This window comes from Streptosporangium sp. NPDC002524, from assembly GCF_040295985.1.
Lineage (GTDB): Bacteria > Actinomycetota > Actinomycetes > Streptosporangiales > Streptosporangiaceae > Streptosporangium.
The window spans coordinates 1-18,726 of record NZ_JBEOWK010000039.1; the positions used below are offsets into that span (position 1 = coordinate 1).

Sequence of the window (18,726 nt, forward strand, 5' to 3'; positions counted from 1 at the left end):
CGCCTGGACGGCGCCCCCGACGCGCTGGCCGTCATCCGCAAGCTCAACGCCATCACCCCGCCCACCGCCGCCTTCGACGCCGCCTTCTCCTCGGACTGAGGACCGAGGGCTGAGGACCGAGGGTGAGGACCGAGGGTGAGGACCGAGGGCCGAGGGCTGAAGCACCGAGGGCCGAACCCCGGACCGAGGTCCCGGGGCCGAACCTCCGGACCGAAGCCCCCGGACCGACCTCCCCGGACCGAACTCCCGGGCGGGGTCCCGGCCTGGAACCCCAGGTCGGGACCCGCCGGGAGACCCCGATCCGGAACCGAACCGAGACCCCGTCGGGGCGTACCTCCCGGCCCGGACTCCCCGGGCCGGGGTGCCTGACTGAGCCCGCTGACAGAATTTTCTTACGTTGAGCTGCTCTGACGGAAAAATATAGCCCTGAGACATATATCCGTAATATCCGCACAACGTACGATTCCTTGCACAAGCGGGTCGGACCTCCCGGCTCGACCCGCCGCGGGGTCGTCTCCTCCGTTTTAACGACCACGTAATGCCCGCCTGTGACATCCCCTCCGACCGGACGGCCGAAATGGTGATGTCATCGGCGCCGTCCGGCCCCGGCCGGGCGGATGAAGACCGTCATCCCCCAGGAGTCGACTCACCACAGGAGGCCAGATGCGTACGGGAGTGTGGCTGGTAGGAGCACGAGGATCCGTCGCCGTCACGAGTGTGATCGGAGCGCTAGCGGTGCGCGCCGGTCTCGCCCAGCCGACGGGCTGCGTGACGGAACTCCCCGAGTTCAGTAGTGCCGGGCTGCCGGGTCTGGGAGACCTGGTGTTCGGCGGGCACGACATCGTGCCGACCCCGCTGGAGAAGAAGGCGGCCGCGCTCGCCGGGGCCGGGATCGTCCCGGCCAGGCTGATCGAGCCGCTGCGCGACGAGCTCGCCCGGGTCGAGGAGAACCTGAGGCAGGTGCCGCTCGCCGAGAACCAGGCCGCGACCGCGGAGCTGATCAGCGCCGACATCACCGAGTTCCGGCTGCGGCACGGCCTGGAACGGGTCGTCGTCATCAACGTCTCGACCACCGAGCCGGCACCCGAGCCCCATCCGGCCTACGCTGACCTGGACCTGCTGGAGGCGGAGCTGGCGGTCTCCCAGGACCTGCTGCCGCCCAGCGCCCTGACGGCGTACGCCGCCTTCCGCGCGGGCTGCCCCTACGTGGACTTCACCCCCTCGACGGGCGCCCGGCTGCCCGCCCTGGACCGGCTCGCCGGCCTGGCGGGGCTGCCGTACGGGGGCCACGACGGCAAGACCGGCGAGACGCTCGTCAAGTCGGTGCTCGCCCCGATGTTCGCCCAGCGCAACCTGCGGGTCCGCACCTGGTCGGGGATGAACCTCCTCGGCGGGGGAGACGGCGCCAACCTCGCCGACCCCGCCGCCAACGCCGCCAAGGCCGCGAGCAAGCAGCGGGTGCTGGGCGAGACGCTCGGCTACACCCCGCAGGGCGAGACCCGCATCGAGTACGTGGAGGACATCGGCGACTTCAAGACCGCCTGGGACCTCGTCACCTTCGAGGGGTTCCTGGGCACGCCCATGCGCATGGAGTTCACCTGGCACGGCTGCGACTCCGCCCTCGCCGCGCCCCTGATCCTGGACCTGGCCAGGCTCACCGCGGCGGCGCACCGCTCCGGCCGCACCGGGCCGCTGGGCGAGCTGGCCTTCTTCTTCAAGGACCCGCTCGGGGTGGTGCCGCACGCGCTGGCCGACCAGTGGCGGACGCTCCGCGCGTTCGCGGGCACCCTCGGCGGAGAGGAACAGGTCTGATGCCGTCGCTGCGCGACCACGCGGAGCTCGTGCGCGCCCCCGCCGCCCTGTCCGTGCCCGGCGACGTCGTCGCCGGGGCCGCCGCCGGGCAGGTGCTCGGCGGCAGGACCCTCGGCCTGGCCTGCTCCTCGGTCTGCCTGTACTGGGCGGGGATGGCCGCCAACGACTGGGCCGACCGCCACCTGGACGCGGTGGAACGCCCCGAGCGGCCGATCCCGTCCGGCCGGGTGTCGCCCGGCGCCGCGCTCGGGATCGCCGCCGGGCTCACCGCCGCCGGTCTGGCCGCGGCCGGGCTCTCCGGCGGCCGGCGGGCCCTCGCGGTCGCCGTCCCGCTCGCCGCCGCCGTCTGGTCGTACGACCTGGTGGCGAAGAACACGGCGGCGGGGCCGCTGGCGATGGCGCTCTGCCGGGGCCTGGACGTGCTGCTGGGCGCCACCCCCGGGCGGAGCGTCGCGGAGGCGCTGCCCTCGGCGTTCACCGTCGCCGCCCACACGTACCTGCTCACCGCGCTGTCGCGCGCCGAGGTGTCCGGCTCCGACCGGAGCCTGCCGGTGGCGACCCTGGCGGGCACCGTCGCGCTCGCGGTGGCCACCGCCCTGGGACGCGGCGACGCCTCGCCGGAGCCGCAGACCGCGCGCGCGGCGCGGGTGGTGCGGGCCGTGCAGGCGGGGCTCACCGGCTGGTACGCCGCCAGGTTCGGCCTCTCCCAGGCCCAGGCGGTCGCCGAGCCGTCGGCCTCCCGGCTGCGGGCCGCCGTCGGCACCGGCATCGTCGCGCTGCCCGCCCTGCAGGGCGCGCTCGTCGCCCGCAGCGGCGCCACCCGCGAGGGCATCGCGGTCGCCGCCGCCGTCCCGCTCGGCCGGGCCCTCGCCAGGAAGGTGTCCCCCACGTGAGCCCCGGCGGCACAGGCCCGAGCGCCGGAAGCACCGGCCCCGGCACCGTCCCGAGTCCCGGCGGCACCGGCACCGGCACGGGCGCCGGGCCGAGGTTCGGCTACGGCACCAACGGGTTCGCCAACCACCGGCTCCCCGACGCGCTCCGGGTCATCGCCGACCTCGGCTACCAGGGGGTCGCGCTCACGCTCGACCACGACCACCTGGACCCGTACGAGGAGGGGCTGGCGGGCAGGGTCGCGGCCACGGCCGACCTGCTGCGCGACCTCGGGCTCGGCGTGGTCGTCGAGACCGGGGCCCGCTACCTGCTGGACCCGTGGCACAAGCACGCCCCCACGCTGCTGCACGACGAGCGCGAGAAGCGCCTGGACTTCCTGAACCGGGCGGTCGCCGTCGGCGCCGACCTGGGGGCCGAGGCGGTGTCGTTCTGGGCGGGGGTGCGCCCGGAGACGGTCGACGAGGCCACGGCCTGGGCCCGGCTCGTCGACGGCTGCGCCCGGCTCGCCGAGACGGCCGCCGCGGCGGGCGTGCCGCTGGGGTTCGAGCCCGAGCCCGGCATGCTCGTCGAGACGATCGCCGAATGGCGCAAGCTGCACGCGGAACTCGGCGAACCGGCGGCGTTCGGCATCACGCTGGACATCGGCCACTGCCGCTGCCTCGAACCCGACCCGGTCCCCGACTGCGTCACGGCCGTCGCCGGCCACCTGGTCAACGTGCAGATCGACGACATGCGCCGAGGCGTGCACGAGCACCTGGAGTTCGGCGAGGGGGAGATCGACTTCCCTCCCGTGCTGCGCGCCCTGGCCGAGTGCGGCTACCGGGGCCTCGTCGCGGTCGAACTGCCCCGCCACTCGCACGCCGCGCCGCAGGTGGCCGCCCGATCCCTGGACTTCCTGCGCGCCGCCGCCGCAGAAGGGACGAACGCATGACATCGGAACCGAGCACTCAGACGGACGCCTTGCTGGACGCGCTCGACCAGGAGTGGCTCGCCGGCGCCCGGGAGGGCGTCGCCGCCAAGCCCGAGAGCGTCACGCGGCACTTCGCCGCCGCCGGGCGGCGCGCCGGACGGGCGCCGCTGCCGGACGTCCCCGGCTGGACCGCCGACGAGGCCGCGCGGGCCGTCCTGCTCGCCGCGCTCCCGCCGGACGCGGTGGCCGGGCAGGTCGCCGACCTCTACCGGTACGGCGACGCCGACGAGAAGCGCGCCGTGCTCAAGGCCCTGCCGCTGCTGCCCGTCGGCGCGGAGGCGGTACCGCTGCTGCACGACGCGATCCGCACCAACGACACCCGCCTGGTGGCCGCCGCCCTCGGCCCGTACGCCCGCCACCTCGACCAGACCATGTGGCGGCAGGCGGTGCTCAAGTGCGTGTTCATGGGCGTGCCGCTCGCCGCCGTGGACCGGCTGGACGAGCGGGCCGACGCGGAACTGGCCGGGATGCTGGCCGCGTTCGCCGAGGAGCGCACCGCGGCCGGGCGCCACACCCCCGACGACGCGACCGCCCTGCTCGGCCGCCTGACCGGCGAGAAACCCGGCGCTCCGGCCGGTGAGAATTCCGGCGCTCCGGCCGGTGAGAATTCCGGCGCTCCGGCCGGTGAGAAGCCCGGCGACCTGTCTGGCGAGAAGCCCGGCGAGAAGCCCGACCGTCCGACCGGCGAGAACCGTCCGACCAGCGAGAAGGAGGCCTGATGCGGATCTTCGACCCGCACATCCACATGACGTCGCGCACCACCGACGACTACGCCAGGATGGCCGCCGCCGGGGTGCTCGCCATCGTGGAGCCCGCCTTCTGGCTGGGCCAGCCGCGCACCAACCCCGGCTCGTTCACCGACTACTTCGACTCGCTGATCGGCTGGGAGCCGTACCGCGCGGGGCAGTTCGGCATCCTGCACCACGCCACCATCGCGCTGAACCCCAAGGAGGCCGGGGACCCGCGCTGCCGGCCCGTGCTCGACCTGCTCCCGCGCTACCTGGAGAAGGACCGCGTCGTCGCGGTCGGCGAGATCGGCTACGACTCGATGACCCCCGCCGAGGACGACGCCTTCGAACGGCAGCTCGCGATGGCCGTCGACCACGAGCTGCCCGCGCTCGTGCACACCCCGCACCGCGACAAGGCCAAGGGCACCCAGCGCACCCTCGACGTCGTCGCCTCGTCGGGCATCGCGCCCGGCCTGGTCGCCGTCGACCACCTCAACGAGGTCACCGCCGGGATCGTGCACGACTCGGGCTGCTGGATGGGCTTCTCCATCTACCCCGAGACCAAGATGTCGCCGCCCCGCATGGTGGAGATCCTGCGCGAGCACGGCCTGGAGCGGGTGCTGGTCAACTCCGCCGCCGACTGGGGCGTGTCCGACCCGCTGCTCACCCTGGAGACCGGCAGGGCGATGCTGGAGGCCGGGTTCAGCGAGGACGACGTCGACCGGGTGCTCTGGCGCAACCCCGTGGAGTTCTACGGCCAGTCGGGACGCCTGGACCTGTCCGAGGTCGCCGGGGCGCGGGAGGCCACCTTCGAGGGCAGTTCCATCAAGCGCGGAGGGTCTTGATGCGGCTGCTTCACCCCGGCGGGCGGGCGCTGCACCTCAGCTACTGCACCAACGTGCACCCGGCCGAGGACCTCGACGGCATCGTCGGGCAGCTCGACACGTACGCGGTGCCGATCCGCGCCCGCCTCGGCGCCGAGACGCTCGGGCTCGGGCTCTGGCTGGCCGCGCCCGTCGCCGCCGCGCTCGCCGCCGACCCCGCGCTGCTGGCCGGGTTCCGCCGCGAGCTGGACGCGCGGGAGCTGGAGGTCGTGACGCTCAACGGCTTCCCCTACCGCTCGTTCCAGGACCCGGTGGTCAAGCACGCGGTCTACCACCCCGACTGGACCACTCCCGAGCGGCTCGCCTACACCCTCGACCTGGCGAACGTCCTGGCCGTCCTGCTGCCTGACGACGCCGCCAGGGGGTCGATCTCCACGCTCCCGCTCGCCTGGCGCGACCCCTGGGACGAGGAGATGTCCGGTCTCGCCATGAGCAGGCTCGACGAGCTCGCCACCGGGCTCGCCGCCGTCGAGTCCGCCACCGGCCGCGTCGTCCGGGTGGCGTTCGAGCCCGAGCCCGGCTGCGTGGTGGAGACCACCGGCCAGGCGGTACGCGCCCTGTCCGGCGTCGACACCGACCGGCTCGGGATCTGCCTGGACCTCGCCCACCTCGCGTGCGCCTGGGAGCGGCCCGCCGACGCGCTGCGCCGCTACGCCGAGGCGGGCCTGCCCGTCGTCAAGGTCCAGGTCTCCGCGGCCCTGGAGAGCGACGACCCGGAGACCCTGCGCGAGTACGTCGAGCCGCGCTTCCTGCACCAGACCCGCAACGCGGCCGGAGACGACGCCGACGACCTCGACGAGGCGTTCGAGCGGAAGCTGCCCGGACCGTGGCGGGTCCACTACCACGTACCGCTGCACGTCGCACCGCAGGCGCCGCTCGCCACCACCGTGCCGGTGCTCCGCGAGGCCCTCGCGGAGCTGGTCGGCGGTCCCGAGCCGCTCTGCGACCACTTCGACGTGGAGACCTACACCTGGGGCGTGCTGCCACCCGCGCTGCGCCCGCAGACCCCTGACCGGCTCGCGGCGGGCATCGCCGACGAGCTGGACTTCGCCCGCGCCGAGATGCGCGACCTTGGAGTGAAAGCATGACATCGTTGCTGGTCCTCGACGTAGTGGGGCTCACCCCGAGGCTGCTGGCCCACATGCCGAGGCTGCGCGCCGTCGCCGACGGAGGCTTCCAGGCCGAACTCGGCACCGTGCTGCCCGCCGTCACCTGCTCGGCCCAGTCGACCTTCCTCACCGGCGTCGCGCCCACCGAGCACGGCGTCGTCGGCAACGGCTGGTACTTCCGCGAGCTCGGCGAGGTCTTCCTGTGGCGCCAGCACAACGCGCTGGTCGGCGGGGACAAGCTGTGGCACGCCGCTCGCCGCGAGCGGCCCGGCTTCACCGTGGCCAACGTGTGCTGGTGGTACGCGATGGGCGCCGACGTCGACTGGACGGTCACCCCCCGGCCCATCTACCGGGCCGACGGGCGCAAGGACCCCGACTGCTACACCTACCCGCCGGAGCTGCACGACGAGCTCACCGGCAAGCTGGGCGAGTTCCCGCTGTTCACCTACTGGGGCCCGGGGGCGGGAATCGCCTCGTCCACCTGGATCTGCCGCGCCACCGAGCAGATCATGAAGGACCACGACCCGGACCTCACCCTGGCGTACGTGCCGCACCTCGACTACGACCTGCAGCGGTTCGGCCCGTCCGACCCGCGCTCGGCCGCCGCCGCCTCCGAGCTCGACACCGTGCTCGCCCCCCTGCTGGACGCCGCCGTCGCGCGCGGGACCACCGTCGTGGCCCTGTCGGAGTACGGGATCACCGACGTCTCCCGCCCGGTCGACATCAACCGGCTGCTGCGGACCGAGGGGCTGCTGGAGGTCTACACCCAGGACGGCATGGAGTATCTCGACCCCTGGACCTCCCGCGCGTTCGCCGTCGCCGACCACCAGGTGGCCCACGTCTACGTCGCCGACCCCGCCGACATCCCGGCCGTCGCCAAGCTCTGCGCGGGCCTGCCCGGGGTCGCCGAGGTGCTCGACGAGGAGGGCAAGGCGCGGAACGGCCTGGCGCACTCCCGCGCCGGGGAGCTGGTCCTCGTCTCCGAGCCCGACGCGTGGTTCACCTACTACTACTGGCTCGACGACGCCCGGCGTCCCGACTTCGCCAACCTGGTCGAGATCCACCGCAAGCCCGGCTACGACCCCGCCGAGCTGTTCTTTGACCCCGCCGCCCCCGGCGCCGCCAAGCGCAGGGCCGCCGTGGCGCTGCTGCGCAAGAAGACCGGCATGCGCTACACGATGAACGTCGTCGGCCTCGACGCGGGCGCCCGCGCCATCCGGGGCTCGCACGGCCGGCTGCCCGACAACCCCCTCGACGGGCCGGTGCTGCTCTGCTCCGACCCGTCCGTGGCCAGCGACCGGATCGCCGCCACCGAGGTGAAGGACCTGCTGCTCCAGCTGTCCCTGCGCTGAGCGGCTCCCCAACGGCGCCGCCCGTCTGTGCCCATCACCCCCCGGGCGGGCGGCGCTCTCCACCTTCCTCCGGCATGCCGTTCCGGAGACGGCCCGCTCCGGCGGGTGTCACCGCGCCCAGGCCTCGCGGCCGGTGGTCACGTCGGCGCCGGTACGCAGCGCCTCCCCGATCGCCAGGCCGATCAGGTGGTCCTGGCAGCCGTCGGCCAGGGAGTAGGGCTCCGGGGCCTCACCCCGGCACCAGGACGTCATCCGGCACAGGAGCGAGACGACGGCCAGGTCGTCCTCGGAGAAGTGCGCGCCCCGGTACTCGTTGCGGTAGACCACGCGCCCGTCGAAGCTGATGTGGTCGAGTTCGCGGCCCTCCAGGTTCAGGTCGATCCCGGTCTGGCGCCGGATGAGCCGCGACTCCACCGGGGTCCTCGGGTCGGCCAGGCGTACCACGCTGTCGTCCACGATCTCTCCCAGCGAGCCCCGGACGACGACGCGCCGGGCGCGCAGCGGGTTCCACCACTGGTTGTCGGTGAAGTCGTAGAGCCCCATCCCCTCGGCGAACCCCAGGGTGGCGATCGTGGTGGCCGCCTCCTTCGGCGTGGAGTCGCCCGTCCAGCCGTCCCGCGACAGCGGGTCGGCCAGCGGGGCGGCGAACGAGCGTGCCGTCACCGTGGTCTCCCCGAAACCGGCCCCGAGCAGGTGCCGGATCAGGGACACGGCGTGGTACAGGTGCGTCGAGGAGACCTGCGCGGAGGTCACCTGCCCGATGACCCCCTCGCGCACGAGCGCCAGCCTCGCCGCGTGCCCCGGCATGTACGAGTACTGCTCGGCGACCTGCACCAGGCCACTGGACCCGACGGCCGCCCACAGGTCGCGCAGCCCGTCCAGGTCGGCCGCCGGGGGCGTCTCCGCCAGCACCGGCACGCCGAACCCGGCCAGCTCCTTCGTCACCTCGGGGGTGACCGGCCACGGCACCGACGGGATGACGAACTCGGGCCGCCCGGCCGCGAGCATCTCCTCGACGGAAAGGAACGCCGGGACGCCCCAGGCGGCCTCGATCTCGGCGCCGCGCTCCCGCGACCTGGTCACCACGCCGGACACCGACAACCGCCCGGGCAGCTGCCTGGCCAGGCGGACGAAGAACTCCGAACGCCACCCGCTGCCGACCAGCCCGAAACGTCCCGCTGACTGTGAGGTCATCGCACATCCTTGAAAAGGGGGTCCGCGCCGTGGCCTGCCGGGACGGGCCCGTCAGGGCCCGCGTGTCACGACGCGGGTATCGGACAGGAGACTACCCGGACCGGCCTGCGCGCCCCCGGAGCCGTACCCCCTGAGCCGTACCCCCGAAGTGCCGTCAGCCCGCCGGGTGGCGGTCGCGGCGGGTGCGGAGCTTGTGGCGGTTGCCGCAGCGGTCCATCGAGCACCAGCGGCGCGCCCCGGGGCGTGAGGTGTCGAGGAAGAGCAGGGAGCAGCGCTCGCCCCCGCACGTCCTGATCCGGTCGAGGGCCGGTCCGCCGAACACCTCGACGGCGTCGCGGGCCACGGCGGAGAGGAACTGCGCCCCGGTGACGGGGGAGGCCCAGGAACGCTCCAGGGCGGGGCCGATGACCGGGACGGGCGGCGGCGCGGCGGCGGCCTCGTTCAGCGTGGCGAGGTCGGCCGCCGGGAAGGCGCGCGAGCCCGAGGCGGCGGCCGAGGCGAGCCGCTGCAGGGCGGCGCGCAGGCGAAGCGTGGCGGCGAGGTCGCCGGCGGAGACCTGGACGAGGTCGCCCAGGCCCGCCCTGGAGTGCGGGATCCAGGCGGCGAGGTCGCCGGGCGTGTGGAGCCGCTCCCACTGCGCGAGCTCTCCCTCGCCCCCGGTGACGAGAAGCTCCAGGCACAGCGTGCCGGCGTCGAACCTGAAGCTCCTCTTGCCGGGCGCGGTGAGCTCCATGCCGTTTGCCAGGGTCATGGATCAAGTGTAACACTGACACTGGTTAAACCGGTGTCAGCGATGGAGAGGGTACGGCGATGAGCCCTGAGCGTGAGCAGGCCGAGCGTGAGTCGATCGAGCGTGAGTCGATCGAGCGTGAGCTGGTCGAGCTGTCCGAGCGGGCCTGGGAGGCCAACAGGAACGGCGACGCGGAGTTCTACGACCGCTTCCTCACCGAGGCGCCGCTGAGCGTGTCGCAGTGGGGGATCGTGGACGACAGGAAGGCGATCCTGCGGGGGTTCGCCGAGAACCGGAACCCGTACACGCGCACGGACCTGAGCGACCACCGGGTGGTCGTGCTGGGTGACGGCAGCGCGACCCACACCGCCACCGTGGAGATCGACGTGCTCGTCGACGGCGCGGACAAGCGGACCATGAGGGTCTTCGCCACCACCGCGCTGACCCGCCGGGACGGCGAGTGGAAGGCCGCCCTGTTCCAGATCAGCCCGGCGCCCGCCGGGTGAGCCGCGTCCTCGCCGGGTGAACCATCGGAACGACGCGGAGTCCGCGAACCGGCCGGGGAAGCATCCTGTCACCTCTCGAGAGCTGTTTGCACTGTTATAGTCAAGAGCAAACAGTTGGAGGTTGCGTCATGGTCATCCCCCTGTCGCCCGCGTTACCCCGTTATCCCGACCACGCCGCGCCGGGCAGGCCGCGCCGGCTGCTCCTGACGGTCGCCGGCCCGCTGCTCCTGCTGGTCGTGCTCATGGTCACGGTCACGCTGTACGGCGAGCGCCTGCCCGATCGCGTCAACATCCAGAGCTGGGTGATCGACACCCAGCGCACGGCCACCTGGCGGGACTGGGTCTCGCAGCCCCTGTGGGGAGTGGTGGTGTGGCTCGAGGCGCTGTTCGTCGTCTCGTTCCTGTACCACTGGCACATACCTCAGGCCCAGCGGCTTCTGGTGGTCGGCAGTTCCATCGTCGGCGTGACCGTCCCGGTGTCCGGAGTGCTGTGGCTGCTGGAGCTGGCCGGCACCCCGGGTGCCGTGACCCGGCCCGCCTGGCACCTGGCGGTGGAGATCATCGCCACCGCGGGGGCGGCCGCCCTGGGCTGGGTGGCGGCCGGCCCGCTGCCGCCGGCGCCCGTGGTCACCGCCGCGCCGCCGCCGCACGCGCCGGCCATGGCACTCGGTCCGGCGCAGCGTGCCATGTTCGTGACCTCCACCTGGTCGGCGCGCAGGTCGCTGGTCGCCGTGGTGCTGGCCGCGCTCGCCGTGTGGACCGCGCTCGACGGTTCCGGCGCGTGGCAGGGGACGGCGATGCTGGCGTTGTGGGCGGTCTTCGAGGCGGCACAGGCGCGCACCCGCCTGCAGATCGACGACGCGGGGGTCACGGTGAGCACCCCCTGGCTGCCCAGCCTGCGCCGGACGGTGCCCTACCGGATGGTGCGGTTCGCCGAGGCCGGGAGCGAGGCTCCGGCGGGGAGATACAGGCTGGACGACGGGCGGCTGGGCTGGGGCGTCGTCGGCGGGAAGGGGCCGGTGCTCCTCCTGTCGCTCAGTGACGACCGGCGCTTCGTCTACTCCACCCGCGAGGCGGAGACGGCGGCCGCGCTGGTCAACGGATGGCTGGGCAGGGAACGACGAGCGGGGACGGCGTAGTGCTGATCACGGTTGACCCCTCCTCGGCACAGTCGCTCGCCGACCAGGTGGCGGGCTCCGTCCGCGCCGCGCTGGCCAGCGGCATGGCCGCCCCCGGAGACCGGCTCCCCTCCGCGCGCAACGTGGCCGCCACCCTCGGCATCAACCTGCACACCGTTCTGCGGGGCTACCAGCAGTTGCGCGACGAGGGGCTGGTGGAGCTACGCCGCGGCCGGGCGGCCGTCATCACCGGTACGGCCGACCAGTTCCGGCTCCGGCTCGCGGCGGCGGCCGAGGAGTTCGCCAGGGCCGCCCTGCACGCCGGAGCCTCCGACGAGGAGGCGCTCGCCGCGGCGAGGGAGGCGTTGCTCGCCGTGCGGGACTGATCGGCGGGCGAGCGACGCCTCCCTCGACGGCCGTCGCCGGACCGGTGGCCGTCGCCACGGCCGGGTGAGGCGCGCCCTAACGGTAGACGGAGTAGATCGACTGGAGCAGCGCCGAGTTCTCCCCGCCGATGTCCTGCCTGGAGGGCGCGTACGCGTACATGACGTCGCCGCTCCACATGTTGTGGCCCAGGCCCAGCACGTGTCCCAGCTCGTGGATGACGGTGCTGCCGCGCTGCGCGGCCGTCAGGTTGGGGGCGTCGTTGAGATGTACCTCCGCCCCGATGATGGCTCCGTGGTTCGGCGGGACGTAGTAGTGGGTGGCGCGTCCCCACCAGCCGGTGTCGCCGTAGTCGGCCGAGTAGACGTTGACGCAGAAGGCGTCGTTGAGCACGTCGCAGTGGCCCCCGTAGCGGTACCAGCTGTCGATGTTGGGGACGACGTTCCACTTGTACACGGCGGCGTCCGTCGGCCACGCCGCGCTCGAGTAGTCGCTGAACATCACCACCGGGTTCGACCGGCCCAGGTTCCGCCAGTACGAGACCGGGCAGGTGACCGTCCGCGCCTGGCCGTAGGCGCAGTCGCTCGCCGCCGCGGCCCCGACGCCGGGCTCCGTCCGGGACTCGGGGGCGTGCGAGGTCACCTTGACGTTCTTCTTCCCCTCCCTGCGCAGCGAGGCGGCGAGCCGCTCGGGGGCCACGCCCTGCGCGGGCGTGTAGGTGTCCACCCGCACGGTCCCGTCGGGAAGCGTCTCCGTGGCGGTCACGTCCATGACGGGAGTCGTGTTCGCCGGCGCCTTGGCCCGCTCCGCGCGTTCCCGGGCGACCTGCCCGGCGATCTGCTCGTCGGTCAGCTTCGGGTAGGCGGCCAGGTTCGTCTCCGGGCTGCCGGCCTTCGCCGGTGGTTTCTCGGCTTCCATCTTGCCGGGCGCCCCGGGGGAGGGGGAGCCGGGTCCGGTGACGGTCCTGTCGTGGCCGGGGTCGGCGTACGCGCCGGTGGTGGCAGTCGCGACGGCCGCCAGCGCGGCGGCCGAGGCGAGCATGGTACGAAGCCGAAGGGAAGGCATCCGAGTTCCTCTTTCTGAGAACCGGCGCGCGAGTCGATCGCCCTGGGCCGATCGAAGGTTCGTCGCCCGGTTCGGGTATTGGCGATGTGATTGCGGAAGGGATGACCGGAACTGCCGTGACGTGCGGGCATCGATGTCGTGAACCCTGTGCGGAAGGGGACGTGCGGGCATCGATGTCGTGAACCTTGCGTGGAAGGGGGCGTGCGGGCATCGATGTCGCGAACCCTGTGCGGAAGAGGGCGTGCGGGCATCGATGGTCGTGAATCCTGTGCGGAAGGGGGGCGGAAAGGCCGCGGTCGCCGTTCCGCCCGCCCGCAGGCCGGGACGTGCTCCTGCGGAGAGCTCCACCGGGGCGGCCGTTCGTCCGGGCCGCGCGGGAAGCCCTCTCTCGGCGAGGGTGCCGTCGTCCCCGTCGGCGGCGCCCTCACCCCGATTCGCCTGGCGGGTTCCTACCTGGTCCAGTTCCTACCTGGTCCAGGCCGCCTCGCCGTCGACGGTGCGGACGACGAGGTTGCCGTCGTCCTGGAGATAGAGCGTGCCGCCGGGGGCGCTCTCGCCGCTGCTCCACAAGGCCTTGCCCGAGGTGGAGCGGACGACGAGGTTGCCGTCCTTCTGCATGTACGCGAACGCCGAGGGGTTGCCGCCCGTCCCGGTGTGCCACAGCACCCGCTTCGCCTCGTTGAGGAGGACCAGGTTGCCGTCGGCCTGCATGTGAAGGAGATACTTGCGGTTCAGCGACCGGAGGTGGTCACCCGCCTTGAGCGACTCGTCGGTGGCAAGCCTCCAGGACGTGCTCTTCCAGGACCACAGCGCCTTGCCGGAACTCGACCGGATGACCACGTCGCCGTCGTCCCGCAGGGTCAGCCTGACGCCCGTGCCACTGGTCTTACTGGTCCACAGCGCCTTGCCCGAGGCGGAGCGGACGACGAAGTTGCCGTCCTTCTGCAGGTAGGCGAAAGCCCCCGCGCCCGCCGTCCTCGACTCCCACAGCGCCTGCTCCCCGTCACGGACGACGAGGTTGCCGTCCTTCTGCATGTAGAGCCTGAACCGCTGGTTCGGAGAGCGCAGGTAGTCGTCGGCCTCCAGCTTCTCGTCGACGTCGAGGCTGGAGCCGGGCAACGTGGGGGCCCCGACGGCACCGGCCGCCTTCTCCGGCGGCCCGGCCACCGCCTGAGCGGCTTGAGCCGCCGGCAGCACGGCGAGTGCCGCCACCGACGTGACCAGGACGACCCTGGAGAGGTTGAAAGACATGCGTTACTGCTCCTTCTGACCGATGGGATGTCGCCTCGTCCTCGCGGAGGCATGCCGGAGAGACCGCGCACGCGTCGTTCGACACGCGGAGACGTGCGTGGGGAAGACCGTAGGGCCGCGCGTCCACAGGTCACCGACAGGCCGCCGACGTATCACCCACGAAGCCGCCCGCGGGCGGCGGTCAGAGGTGGCGCTCGATGATCTCGGGGGTCGGCGGGTGGCCGGCGGCCGCTATGGCGTCCCTCTCCTCGGCGTCGATGAGGCGGAGGGTGAGGAGGATCTCGGCGGAGCGGCGCCAGCACCGCCTGGCCTCGTCGTCCTCGCCCAGGTCGTGCAGGGCTCGTCCGAGCCCCCACAGATGCTCGGCCTCCCAGTAGGTGCCCGCGAGCCCTTCCTGGTGGTCGAGGGCGAGGGTCTCCTCGAAGAGGACGGCCGACTGCTTCGCCTCGCCCGCCAGCCGGTGACCCTCGGCGAGGTTGCCCAGGGCGGCCGCCGCCGCCAGCCTGTCCCCGCTGTCGTGGAGGAAGGCGATCGAGCGGGTGTGGGCGTCGATCGCCTCCCGGTAGCGGCCGGCGTGCTGGTAGGTGACCCCGAGGTTGGACAGGGCCCCGCCCTGCAGGTAATGGTCGCCGTGCTCGCGGAACCCGTCGAGCGCCTGGAGATAGTGGCCGATCGCGTTGTCGAAGTCGCCCAGCCGCCGGTAGACGCCGCCGAGGCCTTCGAGCTGGGTGGCCGCGCGGTGGTGGTTGCCCATCCGGCGGTAGACCTCCAGCGACCGCCGCAGGTCGTCGATCGCCTCGTGCAGGTGGCCCAGCCGCGACAGGGCCCAGCCCCGGTCGCTGTAGGCGAGGGCGAGATGGTCCGGCTCGCCGGAGCTCTCGGCGGAGCGGACCGCCGTCGTGAAGAGTTCGAGCTGGTCCCCCCACCGGCCCCGGTCGTACAGCGGGAAGGCGAAGGCGGCGGCCAGCGCGGCGGCCACCTCGTGGTCGGACGCCCTGGTCGCCTGGGCGGCGACGGCGAGCACGTTGCACGTCTCCGCGTCGGTCCACAGGTAGACGTGCTCCTTGGTGGTCAACTCCGCGTCGGTGGTCAACCCCGTGTCAGTGGTCAACCCCGCGTCGGCGGTCAACTCCGCGTCAGTGGTCAACTCCGCGTCAGTGGTCAACCCCGCGTCGGCGGTCAACTCCGCGTCGGTGGTCGGTTTCGCGTCAGTGGTCTGTTCCGCGGCAGGGGCGGACGGCACCCGGGCGTCCGCGTCCCGGGGGGACGGCAGCCGGAGGCCCACCTCCGTACGCCATCTCGCCTTCGGGCGGACGAGGGCGGTGGCGGTGCGCGCGGTGGCGACGTAGTGGTGCCACACGCGTTCGACGGCCCGCGCCAGGTACTCCCGGCTCTCCTGCTCCGCGGCCCTCTCGCGGGCGAACAGGCGCAGCAGGTCGTGCATGGTGTACCGGCCGGGGGCGGGGGTCTCCACCAGTTGCATGTCCACGAGCCGGTCGAGGAGGGCCTCGGCCCGCTCGTCCGGGACGGCGGCGAGGGCCGCGGCCACCGGGACGGAGACGTCGGGGAGGTCGAGCACGCCGAGCAGGCGGAAGACGCGGGCGGCGTCGGCGTCGTCGTGGTTCGCCGTCAGGTCCCGGTAGCTGACCAAGAAACTCGCCCGGACGGCGTGGTCGTCCACCCTGAGCTCCGACAGGCGGCGGTGCTCGGCGGCGAGCCGGCCCGCGAGGGTGGAGATCCGCCAGGTGGGCCGGTTGGTGAGCCGGGCGGCGGCGATGCGCACGGCGAGCGGGAGGTTCCCGCACTGCCGTACGACCTCGGCGGCGGCTCCCGGCTCCTCGGCGACCCGGGCGGAGCCGACCAGGCGGGCGAACAGCGACAGCGCCTCCTCGTCCGGCAGCATGCCCAGCCGCTGGTGCGTCACCCCGTCCAGCGAGCCGAGCCCCCTGCGGCTGGTGACCAGCACTCCGCAGCCGTCGCCGCCCGGCAGCAGCAGCCGTACCTGCGCCGCGTCACGGGCGTTGTCCAGGACGACGAGCACCCGCCTGCCGCTGGTGAAGGACCGGAAACGCCCGGCGGCCTCCTCCGCCTCGGTGGGGATGGTGGAGTCGGCCGCGCCGAGGGAGCGCAGGAACCGCCGGAGCACCTCCTGCGGTTCCAGCGGCTCCGCGTTCGGGGTGGCGCCGTGCAGGTTGACGTAGAGCCGGCCGTCGGGGAACCGCTCGGCGACCCCGTGCGCGGCGTGCACGGCCAGCGCCGACTTGCCCGTCCCGCCCGCGCCGACGACGGCGACCCTCCTCGGCCCGTCTCCCGTGAGCACGTCGTGCAGAAGGCGCAGCTCGCTCCGGCGGCCGACGAACGTCGCCGCGTTCGCCGGAAGCTCCGAGGGGACCGGGGGACCGTCGCCACCGTCGCCGCTGCCGCCACCGTCGCCGCTGCCGTCCGCCCGCGCCGTCTCGCGCGCGGAGGGGGTGATCGCCGTCCTGGTCCCGGCGGGGGAGAGGGCCAGCTCCGGGTCGTCGGAGAGGATGGCCCGGTGCAGGCGGCGCAGCTCGCCGCCGGGATCGACGCCCAGCTCGTCGCGGAGCAGCGTGACGACGCTCTCGTACGCCCGCAGCGCCTCGGCCTGCCGCCCGGACCGGTGCAGGGCGAGCATCAGCTGGGCCCAGAACGGCTCGCGCAGCGGGTGGGTGGCGGTGACCGTCCGGAGTCCGGCGATCAGCTCGTCGTGGCGGCCGAGCCGGAGACCCACGTCGAACCAGCGCGCCTGCGCCCGCAGGTGCTCCTCGGTCAGCCACGCCACCTCGGCCTGGTGCAGGGAGGCCGACGGCACGTTGGCCAGGATGGGCCCCCGGCCCAGCGTGAGAGCCCGCCCGAGCAGGGCGCCCTCCTCCTCGGCGTCGCCCGCCTCCGCCGCGCGGCTCACGAGGTCCTGGAACCGGGCGACGTCAAGGGTGTCCGGGGTCGCCTCGATGCTGTAGCCGTGATCGCGGGTCCGGATCGGGGAGGGGCCGCCGAGACCGGCCTGGAGGGTGCCGCGCAGCCGGCCGACATGGGCCTGCACCGCCGCGCGCGCTCCCTCCCGCTCCGCGCCGCCGTCCCAGATCCGCTCGATCAGCAGGTCGAACGAGACCGGCCGGTTGGCGTGCAGCAGCAGCGTCGCCAGCACGACCCGCTGCTTGACCGCCGAGACCGGGACCACCAGGCCGTCGCGTGTCACCTCCAGCGGTCCCAGGACCCCGAATCGCACTTCTCCGCCTCTGGTCACCCGTTCCCCCGTCTGACCTGGTGTTTCGAAGCCGCTGTGGCGGCCGTCCCGTCACGGGCCACGCGCTCCCCGGGCCCGTCCGGTGCTCCCTCGTGCGCACCTTCAGGACCGGCACATGGCTCTGTTCCAGGACTCACCCCCGTATATCGGTGAATGTCGTACCACCTTAGGAGCGGGGCAGACGGCGAGAAGATCTTTCGCGGAAACCCGGGACGTCGCCCGCACGGGATCGGGCGGCGGGGCACCGCGCGGGGTCCGGCGGGCCCGCGGGTTGACGCAACCAATTGGTTGCCATATGTTGAGTAGCAACCAAGTAGTTGCTACTCAAGGAGATAGACATGACATTCCCCGACAGGATCGAGCGCACGGTCCAGCTGGCCCACCCGCCGGAGCGGGTCTGGGCGGCGCTGACCACCGCCGAGGGCCTGGGCACCTGGTTCGGGAACCGCGCCGAGGTCGACCTGCGCGTCGGCGGCGAGGCCAAGCTCAGCTGGGACAGCGGCGACACCGCCGTCCTCACCATCGAGCGCCTGGAGCCGCCGCGCGTCTTCGGCTACACCTGGCCGGTCGCCGGCCTTCCCGACGGCGACCCGAGGCGCACGTACGTGGAGTTCACGCTGGAGCCGACCGGCGCGGGCACCACGCTGACCATGGTCGAGAGCGGGTTCGCGCAGGTGCCGGACGCCGAAGTCCACAGGGCGGCCCACTCGGGCAACACCACGGGCTGGACGAACGAGCTGGGCGAGCTGGTCGCGTACCTCGACGGACATGCCTGACCTGGAGGCGGTGGCGCAGGAGGTCTTCACCGCCCTCGCCGATCCGAGCCGGCGGGGGATCCTCGCCGCGCTCGCGGCCGGGGGTCCGGCCACCGCGACGGATCTGGCCGCCCAGCTGCCGATCACCCGGCAGGCCATCGCCAAGCACCTCGCCCTGCTGGCCGAGGCGGGGCTGGTGGTGGCCGAGCCGGGGGAGCGGCGCCGGGTCCGCTACCGGCTGGACTCCGCGCCCATGAAGGTGGCGCAGCGGTTCCTCGCGGTGCTCGCCCGCGACTGGGACGGCCCGCTGGCCGCCCTGCGGGACGGATTGAAGTGAGAACCGTCTTCCCCTGGGCCGGCCCTTCCTCGGCCGGCCCTTCCCGGGCCGGGGCGTAGGGGAGGCGTCAAGCCTCGGGGCCGGGGCGTATGGGACCCGTCAAGACCCGCAAGAAGGGCGGAAAACGGCGGTTTCCTTACATATGCACCGCCCGTCGGGTGGTGACGAGTGAACCCCGGATTCGAGGAGTGGGGATGGCAGACGTCATCTTCGTCGCCCTGACGATCGCGATTTTCGCGATCCTCGGGCTGGTCGTCAGGACGGTGGAACGGTTGTGAGTGCCGTCAACGCCGTCGGTCTCGTCGTGGTCGCCGGTTTGGTGATCTTCATGGTCGCGGCCCTGCTCTTCCCGGAGCGTTTCTGATGAGGGAG

The 18,726-nt window shown here is 73.2% G+C and carries 18 protein-coding genes; 13 read left to right on the top strand and 5 right to left on the bottom strand.

All coding sequences use genetic code 11. The annotated features are described in order from the left end of the window. Positions 1 to 663 precede the first annotated feature (663 nt). From ABT053_RS39845 to ABT053_RS39875, 7 genes are read left to right on the top strand one after another with little or no spacing between them, the layout of a single operon-like run. A complete protein-coding gene (locus tag ABT053_RS39845; protein WP_350976612.1) occupies positions 664 to 1,812 on the top strand; it encodes an inositol-3-phosphate synthase in 1,149 nt (382 codons plus the stop codon). Next, positions 1,812 to 2,705, top strand: a complete 894-nt coding sequence (locus ABT053_RS39850; protein WP_350976613.1) for an SCO3242 family prenyltransferase — start codon at positions 1,812 to 1,814, stop codon at positions 2,703 to 2,705. The genes ABT053_RS39845 and ABT053_RS39850 overlap by 1 nt, the downstream gene beginning before the upstream one ends. Continuing rightward, the gene (locus ABT053_RS39855; protein ID WP_350976616.1) at positions 2,702 to 3,634 is read left to right on the top strand and encodes a sugar phosphate isomerase/epimerase family protein; all 933 of its coding nucleotides are present in this window, start codon (positions 2,702 to 2,704) and stop codon (positions 3,632 to 3,634) included. Before ABT053_RS39850 ends, ABT053_RS39855 begins: the two co-directional genes overlap by 4 nt. Further along, positions 3,631 to 4,392, top strand: coding sequence for an EboA domain-containing protein (locus ABT053_RS39860; protein WP_350976617.1), 762 nt, complete (start codon positions 3,631 to 3,633; stop codon positions 4,390 to 4,392). Before ABT053_RS39855 ends, ABT053_RS39860 begins: the two co-directional genes overlap by 4 nt. Continuing rightward, positions 4,392 to 5,246 carry a TatD family hydrolase gene (locus tag ABT053_RS39865; RefSeq protein WP_350976620.1) on the top strand — a complete coding sequence of 285 codons (855 nt, stop codon included), beginning with the start codon at positions 4,392 to 4,394 and terminating at the stop codon, positions 5,244 to 5,246. Before ABT053_RS39860 ends, ABT053_RS39865 begins: the two co-directional genes overlap by 1 nt. Beyond that, on the top strand, positions 5,246 to 6,373 hold the full coding sequence (gene eboE, locus ABT053_RS39870) for a metabolite traffic protein EboE (RefSeq protein WP_350976623.1): 1,128 nt from the start codon (positions 5,246 to 5,248) through the stop codon (positions 6,371 to 6,373). The genes ABT053_RS39865 and eboE overlap by 1 nt, the downstream gene beginning before the upstream one ends. After that, positions 6,370 to 7,746: an alkaline phosphatase family protein gene (locus ABT053_RS39875; protein WP_350976625.1), complete on the top strand. Its 1,377-nt coding sequence runs from the start codon at positions 6,370 to 6,372 to the stop codon at positions 7,744 to 7,746. The genes eboE and ABT053_RS39875 overlap by 4 nt, the downstream gene beginning before the upstream one ends. Before the next feature lie 108 nt (positions 7,747 to 7,854). Here ABT053_RS39875 and ABT053_RS39880 read toward each other — a convergent pair whose 3' ends face one another. Continuing rightward, on the bottom strand, positions 7,855 to 8,940 hold the full coding sequence (locus ABT053_RS39880; protein WP_350976627.1) for a Gfo/Idh/MocA family protein: 1,086 nt from the start codon (positions 8,938 to 8,940) through the stop codon (positions 7,855 to 7,857). A gap of 154 nt (positions 8,941 to 9,094) precedes the next feature. Beyond that, entirely contained in the window at positions 9,095 to 9,691 is a 597-nt protein-coding gene (locus tag ABT053_RS39885; protein WP_350976630.1) for a CGNR zinc finger domain-containing protein, read from the bottom strand. A gap of 59 nt (positions 9,692 to 9,750) precedes the next feature. Between ABT053_RS39885 and ABT053_RS39890 the strand changes: the two genes are divergently transcribed. The 3 genes from ABT053_RS39890 to ABT053_RS39900 all read left to right on the top strand — a co-directional run bounded on the left by ABT053_RS39890 (position 9,751) and on the right by ABT053_RS39900 (position 11,680). Then, a complete protein-coding gene (locus ABT053_RS39890; RefSeq protein WP_350976631.1) occupies positions 9,751 to 10,176 on the top strand; it encodes a nuclear transport factor 2 family protein in 426 nt (141 codons plus the stop codon). A 128-nt stretch (positions 10,177 to 10,304) separates the two neighbouring features. After that, positions 10,305 to 11,315, top strand: coding sequence for a hypothetical protein (locus ABT053_RS39895; RefSeq protein WP_350976634.1), 1,011 nt, complete (start codon positions 10,305 to 10,307; stop codon positions 11,313 to 11,315). After that, positions 11,315 to 11,680 (top strand): GntR family transcriptional regulator, encoded by a 366-nt coding sequence (locus ABT053_RS39900; RefSeq protein ID WP_350976635.1) that lies wholly within the window; start codon positions 11,315 to 11,317, stop codon positions 11,678 to 11,680. The genes ABT053_RS39895 and ABT053_RS39900 overlap by 1 nt, the downstream gene beginning before the upstream one ends. A 76-nt stretch (positions 11,681 to 11,756) precedes the next feature. On the opposite strand, the gene ABT053_RS39905 is transcribed toward ABT053_RS39900, so the two are convergent. The 3 genes from ABT053_RS39905 to ABT053_RS39915 form a co-directional block, all read right to left on the bottom strand. Next, positions 11,757 to 12,743, bottom strand: a complete 987-nt coding sequence (locus ABT053_RS39905) for a matrixin family metalloprotease (protein ID WP_350976638.1) — start codon at positions 12,741 to 12,743, stop codon at positions 11,757 to 11,759. Positions 12,744 to 13,208: 465 nt separating this feature from the next. After that, entirely contained in the window at positions 13,209 to 13,994 is a 786-nt protein-coding gene (locus tag ABT053_RS39910; RefSeq protein WP_350976641.1) for a hypothetical protein, read from the bottom strand. Between the two features lie 181 nt (positions 13,995 to 14,175). After that, on the bottom strand, positions 14,176 to 17,244 hold the full coding sequence (locus ABT053_RS39915) for an AfsR/SARP family transcriptional regulator (RefSeq protein WP_350976643.1): 3,069 nt from the start codon (positions 17,242 to 17,244) through the stop codon (positions 14,176 to 14,178). 356 nt (positions 17,245 to 17,600) lie between these two features. Between ABT053_RS39915 and ABT053_RS39920 the strand changes: the two genes are divergently transcribed. From ABT053_RS39920 to kdpF, 3 genes are all read left to right on the top strand, one after another. After that, positions 17,601 to 18,038, top strand: a complete 438-nt coding sequence (locus tag ABT053_RS39920) for an SRPBCC domain-containing protein (protein WP_350976646.1) — start codon at positions 17,601 to 17,603, stop codon at positions 18,036 to 18,038. Then, complete coding sequence (locus tag ABT053_RS39925; protein WP_350976649.1) at positions 18,031 to 18,354, top strand: ArsR/SmtB family transcription factor; 324 nt, start codon at positions 18,031 to 18,033, stop codon at positions 18,352 to 18,354. Before ABT053_RS39920 ends, ABT053_RS39925 begins: the two co-directional genes overlap by 8 nt. A 274-nt stretch (positions 18,355 to 18,628) precedes the next feature. Then, on the top strand, positions 18,629 to 18,718 hold the full coding sequence (gene kdpF / locus ABT053_RS39930; protein ID WP_344745511.1) for a K(+)-transporting ATPase subunit F: 90 nt from the start codon (positions 18,629 to 18,631) through the stop codon (positions 18,716 to 18,718). Positions 18,719 to 18,726: the final 8 nt, after the last annotated feature.